The organism is uncultured Mailhella sp. (genome assembly GCF_944324995.1).
In the GTDB taxonomy this organism is placed as follows: domain Bacteria; phylum Desulfobacterota; class Desulfovibrionia; order Desulfovibrionales; family Desulfovibrionaceae; genus Mailhella.
On the sequence record NZ_CALUYL010000006.1, the window covers coordinates 1 to 15,136 of the forward strand.

15 protein-coding genes are annotated in these 15,136 nt (G+C 64.1%); all 15 read right to left on the reverse strand.

Translation table 11 applies throughout. The annotated features are described in order from the left end of the window. Nucleotides 1-287 precede the first annotated feature (287 nt). The 15 genes from Q0K02_RS04065 to Q0K02_RS04135 all read right to left on the reverse strand — a co-directional run bounded on the left by Q0K02_RS04065 (nucleotide 288) and on the right by Q0K02_RS04135 (nucleotide 15,116). Nucleotides 288-1,514, reverse strand: coding sequence for a translocation protein TolB (locus tag Q0K02_RS04065; RefSeq protein ID WP_294485444.1), 1,227 nt, complete (start codon nucleotides 1,512-1,514; stop codon nucleotides 288-290). Between the two features lie 269 nt (nucleotides 1,515-1,783). Continuing rightward, nucleotides 1,784-2,059 carry a GIY-YIG nuclease family protein gene (locus tag Q0K02_RS04070; protein ID WP_294485310.1) on the reverse strand — a complete coding sequence of 92 codons (276 nt, stop codon included), beginning with the start codon at nucleotides 2,057-2,059 and terminating at the stop codon, nucleotides 1,784-1,786. Continuing rightward, a complete protein-coding gene (gene crcB / locus Q0K02_RS04075) occupies nucleotides 2,056-2,457 on the reverse strand; it encodes a fluoride efflux transporter CrcB (protein ID WP_294485311.1) in 402 nt (133 codons plus the stop codon). The genes Q0K02_RS04070 and crcB (Q0K02_RS04075) overlap by 4 nt, the downstream gene beginning before the upstream one ends. Before the next feature lie 91 nt (nucleotides 2,458-2,548). After that, nucleotides 2,549-2,908 carry a fluoride efflux transporter CrcB gene (gene crcB, locus Q0K02_RS04080; RefSeq protein WP_294485312.1) on the reverse strand — a complete coding sequence of 120 codons (360 nt, stop codon included), beginning with the start codon at nucleotides 2,906-2,908 and terminating at the stop codon, nucleotides 2,549-2,551. 153 nt (nucleotides 2,909-3,061) lie between these two features. Then, on the reverse strand, nucleotides 3,062-4,276 hold the full coding sequence (locus tag Q0K02_RS04085; protein ID WP_294485313.1) for an ammonium transporter: 1,215 nt from the start codon (nucleotides 4,274-4,276) through the stop codon (nucleotides 3,062-3,064). Nucleotides 4,277-4,288: 12 nt separating this feature from the next. After that, complete coding sequence (yut, locus tag Q0K02_RS04090; RefSeq protein ID WP_294485314.1) at nucleotides 4,289-5,284, reverse strand: urea transporter; 996 nt, start codon at nucleotides 5,282-5,284, stop codon at nucleotides 4,289-4,291. A gap of 38 nt (nucleotides 5,285-5,322) precedes the next feature. Further along, a complete protein-coding gene (locus tag Q0K02_RS04095) occupies nucleotides 5,323-6,318 on the reverse strand; it encodes an urease accessory protein UreD (protein ID WP_294485316.1) in 996 nt (331 codons plus the stop codon). After that, nucleotides 6,311-6,982: an urease accessory protein UreG gene (ureG, locus tag Q0K02_RS04100; RefSeq protein WP_294485317.1), complete on the reverse strand. Its 672-nt coding sequence runs from the start codon at nucleotides 6,980-6,982 to the stop codon at nucleotides 6,311-6,313. Before ureG ends, Q0K02_RS04095 begins: the two co-directional genes overlap by 8 nt. Nucleotides 6,983-6,997: 15 nt before the next feature. Further along, entirely contained in the window at nucleotides 6,998-7,771 is a 774-nt protein-coding gene (locus Q0K02_RS04105; RefSeq protein WP_294485320.1) for an urease accessory UreF family protein, read from the reverse strand. A gap of 9 nt (nucleotides 7,772-7,780) precedes the next feature. Further along, nucleotides 7,781-8,368, reverse strand: a complete 588-nt coding sequence (locus Q0K02_RS04110) for an urease accessory protein UreE (RefSeq protein ID WP_294485322.1) — start codon at nucleotides 8,366-8,368, stop codon at nucleotides 7,781-7,783. Between the two features lie 190 nt (nucleotides 8,369-8,558). Beyond that, entirely contained in the window at nucleotides 8,559-10,277 is a 1,719-nt protein-coding gene (locus Q0K02_RS04115; RefSeq protein ID WP_294485324.1) for an urease subunit alpha, read from the reverse strand. Between the two features lie 141 nt (nucleotides 10,278-10,418). Continuing rightward, nucleotides 10,419-10,811, reverse strand: a complete 393-nt coding sequence (locus tag Q0K02_RS04120; RefSeq protein ID WP_294485326.1) for an urease subunit beta — start codon at nucleotides 10,809-10,811, stop codon at nucleotides 10,419-10,421. Between the two features lie 77 nt (nucleotides 10,812-10,888). Beyond that, nucleotides 10,889-11,191, reverse strand: coding sequence for an urease subunit gamma (locus Q0K02_RS04125; RefSeq protein WP_294485327.1), 303 nt, complete (start codon nucleotides 11,189-11,191; stop codon nucleotides 10,889-10,891). Nucleotides 11,192-11,847: 656 nt separating this feature from the next. Continuing rightward, on the reverse strand, nucleotides 11,848-12,942 hold the full coding sequence (locus tag Q0K02_RS04130) for a M23 family metallopeptidase (RefSeq protein ID WP_294485329.1): 1,095 nt from the start codon (nucleotides 12,940-12,942) through the stop codon (nucleotides 11,848-11,850). Nucleotides 12,943-13,019: 77 nt separating this feature from the next. Continuing rightward, nucleotides 13,020-15,116 carry a ribonuclease catalytic domain-containing protein gene (locus tag Q0K02_RS04135; protein WP_294485331.1) on the reverse strand — a complete coding sequence of 699 codons (2,097 nt, stop codon included), beginning with the start codon at nucleotides 15,114-15,116 and terminating at the stop codon, nucleotides 13,020-13,022. Between the last annotated feature and the right edge of the window lie 20 nt (nucleotides 15,117-15,136).

Here is a 15,136-nt window from a genome sequence, read left to right on the forward strand (position 1 = left end):
GCCACGGGAGCGGGTTCCACGTTTTCCACTTCAGCGTTCTTCTTAGCGCAGCCGGCGCCCATGCCGAGAGCCAGAGCGAGAACCATAACCAGGCCAAAAGACTTCAGAGACTTCATGATAACTCCTCCTGAGAGTTAAGTCATAATATTTCTCTCTCCCCGCTCGTTCCCTCTTATCATCGAGCGAAGAAAGAAAACTGCACTTATCGGGCAGAACGGCATATTACCCTCGCCCTTGGGGATGTCAAGCTCGCAAGGGGGGGATTTCGCCCAGAAATTTAAAATATTTTACTTTCCCCAGCTCGGGAACGAGGCATTGCCCGGTCCCGTAGGCACATGCTTGGCCTCGCCGCCGTGGCGGGTGGTCAGATAAATCTGGGAAGTGCCGCTTCTGGTGGAAGTAAACGCCACAAAATAGCTGTCGGGGGCGAAGGCGGGCTGTTCGTCTCTGCCGGGACCGAAGGAAATCTGCTGATCCGAGCCGGTCATCATGTCGTGAACAAAAATGCGGAAGCCCGAAGGCGTGGCCTTGGTGTAGGCGATGAGCGTGCCGTCGGGGCTGATGCAGGGCTCGGAGTTGTAGGAGCCGTCCATGCTCACGCGGGTCACGGATCCGGTGGAGAAGTCCTTCAGGAAGACCTGCGGGCTGCCGAGACGGCTGGAGGTGAACGCCATCTTGGTGCCGGAGGCGTCGAAGGAAGGCGACACGTTGATGGCCGCGCTCTGTTCCAGCGGACGCTCGCGCTTGAACTGACGGTTCAGCAGGAAGATGTCGGGATAATGACCGGTGGAAAGGCTCACGGCCACGCGGTTGTCCGGCAAAAAGCAGGGACCGATGACGGTGTTGCCGGGGAAGCGGACGCGCTTGACCGTGTTGTTCAGGCGATCCCACACGCCGAGGGCGTGGGTGCTGTCGTCGAGATGGCTGAAGACCACGTAGCGGCCGTCGGGCGACCACGAGGGGGACATGGCGGAGCCGGGAATGTTGGTGACCTGACGCAGATCGCGACCGGTGGCGCGCACCACCCACACGTCGCGCTTTTTGCCGTTGCCCTTCACGAAGGCGAGAGAGCTGCTGAAGAAGCCGCGCGCGCCGGTGAGCGCGGCCATGAGGTCGTCGCAGAAGCGATCGGCCACGTTGGGCACTTCGGTGTGGGTCACGCCGGAATAGGCGTTGCCGAACACGAACTTGCCCGAATAGGTTTCAAACACGCGCAGTTCCACGGTGGAATTTTCCCTGTCGCCGGAAGGCCAGTGCGCCGTGACCAGAAGGTCGGCGCCGGCAATCTGAAAGCGACGGAAATCCACGTCGGCTCCCTGCCAGGCGGTGAGCACCGTGCCGCCGAGCACGGCCGAGGAAGGAATGAGCTGCATGAACGGCAGGAAATTGAGGTCGGCCACGATGGCGTCGTTCAGTTCCGAGCCCAGCGCCGTGGCGCGCTGACCGGGAGCGGTAAGCGGAGACGCCATGGACAGCTTGATCTGATTCTGACCGGGGCCGTAGATGTCCACCATGGTTGCGGCCTGGCACTGCACGGCGAACGCCAGAGCCAGCACCAGAAGCGCCGCCACGCGGACGCTATGGAAAAGATGAAGGATTTTACGCATATGACACCCTTGAATAAATTTCTGAAGCAGCCTTTGCGCTGCTTTTGAGGGAGGCTAGAGCATATTCCCGCGCGTCTTTGCGGTCAAGTGCACGGAAGCGCTCTCTGCGCCTTTCCCGCAGACAAAACAGGCGTCTGCCAAAAGGCACGAAAAAGGCCTCTTCCGAAAAAGAGGCCTCACATCCTGTCCTCCGAAGAACAGGCCCCAAGCAGCGCGTCCAGCTTCCGCGCCCGGGGCAGCCGCTTCACCCTTCGCTCAAGGCGAAGCGCCTCCTCACGCGTCATGCCGCCTGCGCAGGCCAGCAGCGTCACCGGCCGACGCCCCCGGGTGTACTTCGCCCCTCCGGCAAGAAGGCCGTTGTGCATGGCCACGCGGCGCGCCACGTCCACGCTCGTGCCGCAGTACAGCGTGCCGTCGGCGCAGCGCAGAAGGTACACGCTCCAGTTTCTCACGCCTCCTTCTCTCTCCAGGGCGCGGCAATCGTCCAGCCGAGGCCCGCAAGCACGATGCAGAGCGCGGCGTTCAGGCCCACATTGAGCAGCGCAAGCATGGCGCTTCCCGACTCCCAGAGCGTGAGCGTGTCGAGTGCGAAGGAGGAAAACGTGGTGAATCCGCCGAAAAATCCGGTGGAAACAAAGGCCGCAGCCGTGGGGCAGCCGCTCTTTGTCCGCGAAATCGCGCCCAGGAACAGGCCGAGCAGAAAAGAGCCCAGCATGTTGACGCAAAGTATGCCCAGAGGAAAATGCACGCCCATAAAGTTCATGACAGCCCTGCCCGCCTCCACGCGGCACACCGCGCCGAGCGCGCCGCCGCAAAGCACCGCCACCGTCTGTTTCATCAACTGCGTCATGATGTTTCCCGCACCAGTCTGAAATCGTTGCACGGGCCCTTCGCCCGCGTTTGGAACATCCTTTTCCGAATCGCCCGACGCGCGATCCGCCCTAATCCACGCTGAAGAGCGAAAGGCCGAGCGCCGCGGCTCCGAGGCCGAGGACCATGTTCAAAAGCACGTTGACGACGCCCCGGACGACGCGCCCCTGCTGAAAAAGCCGGAAACTGTCCAGAGAAAACGTGGAAAACGTGGTGAGCGCGCCGCAGAAGCCCTGCATGGCGAAGTCGCCGACGAGCGCGGAAGGCCCGGTCGCGTACACGCTGCCGATGACGAAGCTGCCGACCACGTTGACGATGAGCGTGCCCGCGGGAAACGACGATCCGAACGCGGCCGCGGCCGCCAGTCCCGTGACATAGCGGCACCATGCGCCGAGCGCGCCGCCCGCCGCAACAAAGAAAACTGCATCCATTGATTCACTCCAGGGGGCAGAGCATCAGAAGTTTCCGCCCGATTGTCAACGCCGAACCCTGTCCGCAAACGCCGATGCGCCGCGAAGCGCACATTGACAAAGTCTGCGCCCGACCGGAAGGCGGCGCGCCGCAGGGGTGCGCCGCGCCTTCGGTCAGAGCCGGTAGGCCGACTCGCCGTGCAGAGCCTCGTCGAGGCCTTCGAGTTCCTGCTCGTAGCTCACGCGGATGGGGCCGAAATGGCTGATGACCTTGAGGATGACCCAGGTCGCGCCGAAGGACCATGCGGCCACCACCACGATGCCCAGAAGCTGGAGGAAGAACTGCTCCACGCCGGCATGCACGGTGTTGATGGCCGTGGAGGCAAACACGCCGACAAGGAGCGATCCGGTGAGGCCGCCCATGCCGTGAGCGCGCCAGACTTCCAGCGCGTCGTCGAAGTGCAGTCTGGCCTGCACGCACTTGGCGTAGTAGCACACCACGGCTCCGGCCGCGCCGATGATGATGGCCGCCCACGGGGGTACGTAGCCCGCACAGGGGGTGATGGTGGCAAGACCGGCCACCGCGCCCACCAGCACGCCGGAGAAGGAAGGACGCTTCGCGCCGTGCCAGTCGAGGAACATCCACACCAGCATGGCGATGGAACCGGCTATGGTGGTGTTGGTGAAGGCGTAGGCGGCGAGTCCGTCGCCGGCGTAGGCTCCGCCCGCGTTGAATCCGAACCAGCCGAACCACAGCAGGCCCGCGCCCACGGCCACGAGCGGCAGATTGTTGGGCTCAGGATGCGAGCCCGGAGCCACGTCGTCGCGGCGACCGAGGAAGAACACGGTGGCGAGCGCCGCAAAACCGGCGTTCACATGCACCACGATGCCGCCGGCAAAGTCCACCACGCCGAGTCCGGCCAGGAATCCGCCGCCCCAGATCCAGTGACAGGCCGGAATATAGACGAAGATCATCCACAGCACGAGAAACTGCAGGTAGCCGCGGAAATTGAATCGTCCGGCAAAGGCGCCCGTGATGAGCGCGGGCGTGATGATGGCGAACATGAGCTGATAGGCGAAGAACAGCAGGAAGGGAACCGTGGTGGCGTAGTCGGAGCTCGGCGCGGCTCCCACCTTGTCCAGAGCAAAGTGATAGGTGATGTCGCCGATGACGCCGCCGACGTCCGGTCCGAAGGCCAGGCTGAAGCCGCCGAAGATCCAGATGACGGCGATGACGCCCATGGAAATGAAACTCTGCATCATGATGGTGAGCACGTTCTTGCGCCGCACGAGTCCGCCGTAGAAGAAGGCGAGACCCGGAGTCATGAGGCAGACCAGCGCCGTACAGAGCAGAATGAACGCGGTATCTCCCGAATCGACTGTGTACATGAAAGACTCCCGTCAGGCTGAAGGTGAGTCGTCGCCGCCTCTCGTTCCGGCAAGAACGACGTGCGGCAGCAGAAAGAGCCACGCGGCGACGACGAAGGGAAAGGTGAGCGTGGGAATGCCGAGAGGCGCGAGCGCCGCGTTGAGCGCGCCCTGCGCCACCACGGTGAACACCGTGGCCAGAAGGGTGTAGAGAATCACCCTTCCGCCGGGCCGATAGAAGGTCGTGCCCATGCCTATGGCCGTGAGCACGGCGCTGAACTGATAGAGGCCCGCGCCCACGGATGCGCCGTCCGCCCCGAGCAGCAGCGCCGCGGTCATGGCCGCGAGCGAGCCGCCCCAGCCAAACAGCGCGGCGGAAGGCGAAGAGAGGGCAAGGCCGATCAGAAACAGCGCTCCCGTCACGGGGTCGTTGATGAGAAAGACCTGGGAGACGCCGACAAGACTGGAAATGAAGAAGGCTTCCGCGCTGAAGAGCGACACGGCGTCGTGCGGAAGCGCGGGCAGCGCCGGATGCGGCAGCGCGACGGCGTCGAAGCCAGAAAAGCTGTAGGACGCCAGAAGAATGAACCAGGTGGCGAACACGAACGGCCCCGTCATGGCCGAAACCTTCCACGAGGCGAACACCCGCGACACCGCCAGCATGATGACGGTGGAAAACATGGCTCCGAGCGCAATGAGCAGCCAGCACACGGCTCCGCCCTCCAGAAACACGGGCAGCGCGCAGCCCACGAGAATGCCGTTGTAGCCGTGCAGACCCGCCTGCACGTCACTGCGGGGAGCGCCGAGCAGGCAGCCCGTCGCCGTGCCGACGACAAGGCCCAGAAGCGCGCCGAAGAATATTTCCGGTCTGCCCGCATTCCACGCGCCCCAGGCAATGCCGCAGAGAAAGAGCAGTCCCGTCCACGGGGAATTCTGAAACATCACCTGCCCGGCTCCGCGCAACAGCGTTCCGAGCACCGAAACCGCCGGACAGCTTCCCCGCCCGGCGACGCATCCGTTGACCGTCATTGTCCGCCACCTCCTTGTTTCCGCGTATTCCGACCGGTTCAGCGCCAGAGAAAGTCGGGCGGCAGCGGCCTGCCGAGCGCCCTTTCCCGCACCAGCGAATGGAATTCCCGCATTTTCCTGCGCACGCTCTCCACGCCGTGCCCGAGCACCCTGAACGCCGCTCCGGCGTGCTCCGGCAGGCGAAGCGCGCCCCAGGCCAGATCGTCGGTCACGGCCGCGCCTGCGTCGCGCACAAGAGCGTCCGCAAGATTTTCGGGAACCAGAGCAAACATGCTTCCGAACACCTCGAAGCCGTCCATGACCGCGGCGCTGCAGAAGTTCGTTCCGTCCGGCTCCAGCACGAGACGCTCCTCAAAAAGCGGAGCCTCGCCGTCGCTGCGGCAGACGTGAAAGCCCGCCGAATAAAGATCAAAGCCGAAAAGCTCCTCCCGGTGATGCCAGCGCCTGCCCGGCACCAGCATTTCCCCGTAGAGAAAGCAGGCCGATTCCGGCAGCGTGACCCAGGTGTCCTGCACATAGCGCGAGCGGCGGTGAAGAATGAGCGGATCGGGCACGTATTCCAGCCAGCTCCCCTCCTCCAGATGGAAACGCTGAAGCTGGCAGGCGTGATTGTGATCCATGACGTGAACCTTCGTGGCGCTCTGCGTGGTCACGAGCGCGCGGGAATTGCGGCGCGCGTGAACATCCAGCGCCATGCGGTCGCCCTGCACCACGCAGCCCGTGGACGTGATGGTGATCACGCAGGCCATGTCCGGCTGCGACTCCTCCCAGTACAGCGCCTTCTGCGCAATCATGGGCGCGCGGCGGTCCAGATCGGCCAGCACGGTGCGGCCGAGATTCTCGTCGCGGCGAAAGTCCAGACGCAGATAGCCCAGCTTGCCCACGGAGCCGCTCTTCATCTGGGGCGGCTCGTCGCGGTACGGATCAAGCTCCGCCGCGCTGCGATCCATGTCAGCAAGCGCCTGCCGCGCCGCCTGAAAGCTCGAACAGTCGGGCGCAGGCGCGCCGGTATCGACGAAGCTCTCCTCACGCATGGGCCGCCTCGTTCGCCGCGCCGGACGTCTCCTGCGCCGGACGGTCCGGCAGATCGAAGAGCGCGTCGCGCATGATCCAGTCGGCCAGCACGTCGATGTTGTGCCCGGTCATGCAGTTCGTGAAGATGAAGGGGCGATCGCCGCGCATGAGGCGGGAATCGCGGTCCATGACTTCCAGACTCGCGCCCACGTACGGCGCAAGGTCTTCCTTGTTGATGACCAGAATGTCGGAATGGCACACGCCCGGGCCGCTCTTGCGCGGAATCTTGTCCCCGGCGGCCACGTCGATGACGTAGATGAAGAAGTCGGCCAGAGCCGGACTGAACGTGAGCGTAAGATTGTCGCCGCCGCTTTCGATGAACACCACGTCGCTGTCGGGAAAGCGTCTCTCCAGATCCTCCACGGCGGCGAGGTTCATGCTGGGATCCTCGCGGATGGCGGTGTGCGGGCAGGCGCCCGTTTCCACGCCCACGATGCGTTCGGCGTCGAGCACGCCGGCAAGTTCGCGCTGCACGTGTTTGGCGTCTTCGGTGGTCACCACGTCGTTGGTGATGATGAGCGGGCGCACGCCGCGCTTCATGAGCACGGGCACCACGGCCTCGATGACGGCCGTCTTGCCCGAGCCCACCGGGCCGCCGACGCCGATACGGGTAATTTTTTTCATGGGAGTCTCTCCTCTTCAGCTCATAAAAAGACGGACCCGCGCCCCGGCATGCACGGCGGAAAGAATTTCCGTCATGGGCGCATAGCCCGTCATGCGGTCAAGCGGGGTGGCCAGCGCCCGCGCGCACAGCGGCTCGAACAGCTCCGAACTGCGGTACAGCACGGCCTGCGTTTCCAGATGCGTCACGCGCATGAGGCGCAGCGCCGCGTTCAGCAAGCCCATGGCCACGCCGTAGAAATAAACGGTGAGCCCTTCCTCAAGCACGGCCTTCGTTTCCGCGCCGTCCGCGCCTCGCAGGGGCGCTTCGGCAAAGGCCGTGGCGGCAAAGAGCGCCGCCAGCGACACGGGATAGGAACCGGGCGTGCAGCCCGTGGTTATCCGGGAAAGCCAACGCGAAAGCAGCGGCGACTTCGTGGTTTCCGCGCCGAGCTGGGCCAGCTTGAGCCCTGTTTTCGTCATCATGTCCCTGAATTCCTCGGGCAGCTTGCGGCGGTACAGGGCAAGGTCGATCACGCCGAGCCTCGCCAGCGCGGCGTCGCTCACCGGCGCTCCCGCGCTGGCCGCGTCGTCGCACAGCGCGCGCAGGGCAAAGGCGAGGCCCACCGCGTCGCCCGTGGACGCCTGCCTGAGCGCCGACACCACGTACTGCTGAAGCGTGCGCGCGTCGCGCACCACGCCCGTCTGCGCCGCCGCCTCCAGCGCCCCGGAAAAGGCAAACGCGCCCGTGGGCAGCATGGAGTCGCCGAACTGCATGAGATGCACAAGAGAAAGAATGTCCACCGCGCTCACCCCGTTTCCTCAGGAATGATGATGTCCGTGATGATGCTCGTGCCCGGAAAGCGGACTTTCCGCTCCGCCGAACAGAAGCCGCGCCTCCTCGCCGGAAAGCGCTTCGTACACGCTCTCTCCGGAAAGAAAGGCGTAGGTCACGCCGGCAATGGCGTGCGTGTCCATGACGGCGCTCATGACCTTTTCATCCGCCGTCATGGGAACATAGACCACGCCCTTCTTCACCACGGCGGGCCAGTGCTGATTGCCGAGCGCGTGGCCGAGCTTCACCGCGCAGGAAACGGCATCCTCCTCGCCGAACGCGGCAAGACCGGAGAGATCCACGGCCATCACCGGGCAGAGGCGTATGCGGCACACCACGGCGCAGCGCCGCCTTTCATCCCAGTCCAGCACGTCGCCGTCGCGCAGGGACTCTCCGCGCTCCAGCGCCACGGCCATGACGCGCCCGCCGAGCGTTTCCTTGCGCAGACGATTCTTCTGCGCGTCCCACTGGGAGAGTTCCAGATAGTCGATGTTCGCGTCGCGAAGCCGTCCGGCCCAGTCCGCGTCGGCCCTGTTGCCCAGTACCTTTTCAATGATTTCCACAAATGCCCCCATAACGTTTTCCGTAACCGGGCCGCTGCCGACCCGCTGTTCTCCGGGCGCGTCCGGCCGGACGCTGGAATTTCTCCGCCGTCCGGCCGGATGTTGCCGGGCCTTTTTCCGAAAGGCCGCTCTGCCGTGAATCAACAGGTCCCGGACGCGCCCGGATGCGCTTTTTTGCCGAGGCCTGCCGTTTGCAGACGCGTCAGCTGAAGAAGTACAGCTGCGCGAGGCTCGCGTTCTGGACGGGCGGCACGGTGACGTGCTTTCCGTCCACCATGACGGCGAAGGTTTCGGGATTGACCTCGATGTGAGGCGTGAGATTGTTTCTCACCATGCACTGCTTGGTGAGGCTGCGGATGCCGTGAACGGCGGCAAGATGACTCTTGAGCCCGAGCTGCTCGCCGATGCCGCGATCCATGGCGGCCTGCGAGGTGAAGGTGTAGCGCGTGGACTGGAGGCAGCGCCCGAGCGAGCCGAACATGGGCCGGTAGATGACCGGCTGCGGCGTGGGCAGGGAGGCGTTGGGGTCGCCCATGGCGGACCAGGCAATGGCTCCGCCCTTGATGACCATGTAGGGCTTGGCGCCGAAGAAGGCCGGCTGCCAGAGCACGAGATCGGCCACCTTGCCGGTTTCCACGGAGCCGATGAGGTGGGAGACGCCCTGAATGATGGCCGGATTGATGGTCACCTTGGCCACGTAGCGCAGCACGCGGAAGTTGTCGTTGTCCGCGGAGTCTTCGGGGAGCTTGCCGCGGGCGGCCTTCATGGCGCTCGCCGTCTGGATGGCGCGAATCCAGTTTTCGCCCACGCGGCCCATGGCCTGGGAGTCGCTCGCGATGCAGGAAATCGCGCCCATGTCGTGCAGCACGTTTTCGGCGGCGATGGTTTCCGGGCGCACGCGGCTTTCCGCGAAGGAAACGTCGGAGGGCACGTTGTGATTGAGGTTGTGGCAGACCATGATCATGTCGAAGAGCTCGGCCTGCGAGTTGACGCCGAAGGGCAGCGTGGGGTTGGTGGAGCTCGGCAGCACGTTGGGCTGCCCGGCCACGCGGATGATGTCCGGCGCGTGACCGCCGCCCGCGCCTTCGGTGTGGAAGGTGTGGATGACCCGTCCTTCCATGGCGGCGATGGTGTCTTCCACGTAACCGGCTTCGTTCAGGGTGTCGGTGTGGATGGAGACCTGCACGTCCATCTTGTCGGCCACGGAAAGCGCCGCGCGGATGATGGCGGGCATGGCGCCCCAGTCCTCGTGGATCTTGAAGCCGCAGGCGCCGGCTTCGATCTGCTCGCGCAGGGGCTCTTCGTTGTAGGCGTGGCCCTTGCCGAGAATGCCGAGGTTCACGGGCAGTGCTTCGGCGGCTTCCATGATGCGGTGAATGTTCCACGCGCCGGGCGTGATGGTGGTGCCGTTGGTGCCGTCGGAGGGGCCGATGCCGCCGCCGAAGAAGGTGGTGATGCCGTTGGAAATGGCGGTCTGGGCCTGCTGCGGGCACACGAGATGCACATGGGCGTCGATGCCGCCGGCGGTGAGGATGAGATGCTCGCCGGAAATGGCGTCGGTGGCGTTGCCCACCACGAGATGCGGATCCACGTTGTCCATGACGGCGGGATTGCCCGCCTTGCCTATGCCCACGATGCGGCCGTCGCGGATGCCCACGTCGGCCTTGATGACGCCCTGCACGGCGTCGATGATGGTTGCGTTGGTGATGACGAGGTCAAGCACGCCGTTGTCGCGCACGGAGCGGGAATCGCCGCCCTCGCCCGCGCGCAGCGTCTTGCCGCCGCCGTAGATGACCTCGTCGCCGTAGCCGCGCAGGTCTTTTTCAATTTCCACATAGAGATCCGTGTCTCCGAGCCTGATCTTGTCGCCCACGGTGGGGCCGTACAGGCTGGAATATTCCTGTCTTGAAATCTGGGGCATGTCGCAGTCCTTGGGTTAGAGCATGGTCATGCGGAAAAGGTGACGTCGTCAGGAACCGGGCGCGCTTTTGCACCGCAATGCGTGAAGCGGCGCGTTCCCGGAGGGAGCCCGACGGGGCGGACGCCCGGATATTTCTACGGCTCAGAGCTTCGCGCTTTTGAAGCCGAGGGCTATGGCCCTGTCGATCTTGACGACTCTTGCGTGCGCGTCTCCGGTCCAGGCGTCCACGAGGTTGTTGAAGCCGTACACGCTGGAAAGTCCGCCGTAGGGCACGAGGGACACCGTTTTTTCATCGCCGGGTTCAAAGCGGATGGCCGTGGTGGAAGGAATGTTCAGGCGCATGCCGTAGGCGGCGGCGCGATCGAATTCCAGCGCGCGGTTGACCTCGAAGAAGTGAAAATGGGAACCAACCTGAATGGGACGGTCGCCGGTATTGCGCACCTTGAGGGTGATGGAAGGCCGGGACTCGTTGAACGTGATGGGGTCGGCGGCGAAAATGCATCCGCCGACGGGAGCCTTGGGCGAATCTGCCATATGCTGCCTGCCTGTGTTGTGCCGGGACCTGCGGCCTCGGCGTGAGATGGGAGAAACGCTGACGTGGAAACGACGGCTCAGCTTATGGGATCGTGTACCGTGACCAGACGACTGCCGTCCGTGAACACGGCTTCCAGCTGAACGAAGGGAATCATTTCGGGCACGCCTTCCATGACTTCGTCGCGGGTGAGCGCCTTGCGGGCGTCGTTCATCACTTCTTCCACGGTCTTTCCGGCTCTCGCGCCTTCCAGCGCCGTGGCGGTGATGACGGCCACCGCTTCGGGATGATTGAGCTTCAGCCCTTTTTCCCTGCGGCGCTGCGCCACTTCCGCCAGAGACAGCACCATGAGTTTTTCGATTTCTCGCGGGGTAAGGTGCATGGGACCTCCTTGTGCTAGAGATGGAAAACGACGGCATATCGTTTTCAGATCCAACCTAGCGTCGGGCCCGTGAGAGGGATATTGTAATAATCTGTCGAGCCGTGAGAAAAAGCGGCGACGACTTGAAGAGGCCGGAAAAAGCGAGGACGCGCGCGCCCTCCCCTGCCGGAAAAAAGGCCGTGCCGACCGATTAAACAACAAAAGCCCCGGCGAGACCGGGGCGCGTCTGTTGCGACAAAGAGCGTTTAAATAGAAAAGGAACGGCATCAGCCGTTCCCCGACATGGTTCATGCAGGTCTGCTGCGTTCGGCACTTGCGCCGACGCTGCGGAGGCTCGCCGGGCCGCTCCGGGACAGACACTGACGATCCTGCGGCCGGAAAGCACCGCCCTTCGGGAGTCAGTTCATCGGAAAACACGTCTTCGGCCGAGCGACCGGACCATCGACGAAGCATCGGAAGAACGCTTCGCCCCACAGACCGCCGGAAACTCCGTCGGCAGCGCCCGTTATCGGCGAGCCGCGCAAAGCGCTCCTCCCCTGCGCTCATCGGAACAACGCCCAGCAGCCCGTGTTCGACCGGAAAAAACGGCGCGGGGACTCCCGGAGCCGCAGCCCCGCGCGCCCCCGCGCCGTCTTCAAAGCATCGTTCAGACGCCGTCACTTCTTCGAGGAACTTCTGCTCGAAGAGCTCGACTTCTTCGTCGTCTTTCTGGAACTGGTCTTCTTTGCCGCGACCTTCTTGGAGGAACTCGTCTTCTTGACCGCCGTCTTCCGGCTCGACGTCTTTTTCGACGACTTCACCGACTTTTTGGACGAACTTTTCTTGGTCGAGGTCACCTTTTTGGAACTTCTGGACGAGGACTTCTTCAGCTTGGACTTGGAATGGCCGGATTTGGCCAGCGCCTTTCTGGCGGCGGCGGCATCGGCCTCCGTGCCCTTGACGACCACCTGTTTGGGCGTAGGCAGATACGTCATGGGATTCATCTGCCTGTTGTCGTGCAGAAGTTCAAAGTGCAGGTGCGGCCCGGTGGAACGCCCGGTGGAGCCCACGCGGCCTATCATGAGGCCGGGTTCCACCCTGTCTCCCTTGCGGACGAGCATCTGGCTCATGTGCGCGTAGCGCGCGACAATGCCGTCGTCCTGCTGGATTTCCACCATGTAGCCGTAGCTGCTGTGATATTCGGCGCAGCGCACCATGCCGCTGCGGAACGCCATGATGGGCGAGCCCAGAGGCGCGCGGATGTCGATGCCCTTGTGCGAGCGGCGGGAAGAGCGGCGCACGCCGTAGGGAGAGGTGATGCACACCGTTTCTCCGGCGGAACAGAGCGCTTCTCTGGTGTTTCTTTCGGCCAGACGGCGGGCCTCGGCGCTTCCCGGCGCGGGACCGCGGCTCACGGGCCCGGAAACGTTTCCGCCCCGTTCAAGCTGAAGCATGCCTCCGGGAAACTGAAGCGACGACAAATCGGAACGCAGTTCCAGAGAATCGCCGTACATGGCGCGATGTTCCGCCAGTTCCGAAACGCTGAGCGAATCGCTTTCCACCAGCGTTCCCGGCGAGGTGGCGGCCAGAAAAAGTTCATGATCTATGGCAAGCTGAGAATCGAGATCCCCGGAGCCTGCGTCGTCCTGCGCGGCCTGACGGGCCGACAGCGTCGTGTTCTGTCTGGGCGCGCAGGCCGTCTGCGAAAAGCCGACAAAGGCCAGAAGCGCGCAGCATGAGACAAGGGAAGCAACCGTTCGGGCTGACGACATGCCTTCTCCTTGGAATATCCGGAAAGAGAGTCTCTGTTTTCTTATCATATCTCAGACCATGGCAGGGCGCAACCGGCTCAATATTCGCGCACGTCGAGAATGACGGCCTCGCTCCGCAGCGGATTCACCTTGCCGAGGCGCACGTGCAGCTGCTGACCGGGAAACACCTTCTCGCCGAACAGCGAACGCTTGCCGCGCAGACCGAGCTGAATTTCCGGCAGACTCACGCTGACCCACATGTCGTTTTCCTCGGCGACTTCGGCCTTCCAGCAGCATTCGTCGCCGTGCAGACGGGCCTGCTGCTGAATGTAGAGATACTTCCAGTAGCGCGGGCGGAAGCGCTGCACCTGACCCGCCGCCTCAAGCCGGATGGAAAGATGCATGAGCATGTCGGAAAGCTCCTCGCGGGACCAGCGCGCCTCGCCGCGGGTCACCACGCTCAGAAGCTGCGCTTCGTTCACGAGATCGGTGAAGCGGCGCAGCGGCGACGTCACGGGACTGTAGGCCGAAAGCCCCATGCCTGCATGCGGACGCGGCGAAACGTCGAGAGAGGCCGCCACCAGAATGCGCACCACGCGGGCGATGTCGGGCGCGCTCTTCCACACTCCGGCGTATTCCCGGGGCACGGCCACGTCCTGCGTGCGGAAAAGAAGCGGCACGTCGTTCTTCACGGCCCACTCGGCGAGCGCGGCATTGGCCACCACCATGAGTTCCGCCACCAGAAGCTGCGCCCTCGGCGCGGCGGGCGTCTGCTTGAGCTTCACCTGCACGTCGACGCCCTCGCCCTCCAGCGTGAAGTCGATTTCCGGCCGCTCGATGATGACCGCGCCGTGATCCACACGGCAGGCCAGTCTCACGTCGCTCATGGCCGAGGCGAGACGAAGCTGATCCGCAAAGGGCGCGGCGGCGTTGTCTTCGCCGTCGAGCGCGGCCTCGCAGTCGGGGTAATTGAGATTTTTGGCGATTGTTATCGTGGAGAAGCGGAACGAGCCTTCGCCGAGCGCGCCGTCCGGCGACACGTGCGCACTCACCACGAGCGCGGGACGCGCCTGCCCTTCAAACAGGCTGAACGCACCCTCGCCGAGCGCTTCGGGCATCATGTGGCAGTTGCCCTCCGGCAGATAAATGCTTGTTGCGCGATGGAAGACGGCCTTGCCGAGCGGGCTGTCGAAATTCCAGAACCAGGCGGGACAGGCCAGCGCCACTTCCACGTCCCAGCCGCCGTCCTCTGCCGCAAAGATGCGGAAGGCGTCGTCGATGTCGCGGGTGGTGGCGCTGTCGATGCTGATGAAGGCCGAATCTTCGGCCGGAGGCATGTCGTCGCCCCTGGTCACGGCGTCGATGAGCGCCTGCGTCTCTTCGGCAAAAGGCTCTTCCCAGGCCGTGCCCGCCGCGTAGTCCGCGCGGTCGAGCCAGAAGTTGTAGTGTTCCGGCACAAGGCCCCAGGTCATGGCCAGCAGCAGCGCCAGGTGCGGATCGTCGGGCAGGCCCTTGGTCACCTGCTTCCACAGCGCTTCGTCCTCCACGGTTTCGGGATCGATCATGCGGGCGCGGAGCATGCGTTCCAGACGGTGACGAACCGCCTCGTCCGGCGCGGTGGAAAGATCGGGCGCGGGATGACGCCCGATGCGCGCCTCCCACAGGCGGCGGAACCAGTCCGCGCCGCCGCACACCATGGCCTCGCGCACGCGCGCGGCCTCTTCGGCCTGACGGCGGGATTCCACCGTGGCCGCGTCGTAAATTTCAAATTCCGGCGGCTGGAAGCGAAAATGCGTCTTGCACTGCAGAAGCGCCCGACCGCAGGCCGCCACGGCGTCGGCGTCGGGATTAGTGTAGCCGAGCTCCGCAAACCATTCGGCAGGCGCCTTGTCCATTTCGCCCTGCGCCATTTCCCACAGTTCCACGGGCGCGACTTCGGAAGCGAGGCGCTCCCGGCGATCCTTGTGTCTGTTCAGGATGTCCACCACGTCGTCCTTGCTCTGCTGGGCAGGATACGACGGGCCGGCCCAGGGCAGAATGCGCGACGGAGAAAGCGTGGTCTCACGCCTGTTGGGCAGGAAAAGACGGAGTTTGCCCTTCTGTTCCTCCATCACCCACGCTATCTGGGGTTCGTTTCCCTGCATGAATTCCACAATACAGCCCGCAGAGGGATTCTGCACAATATGCGATGCCATGTCTCCAGTCCTGAAAGGCA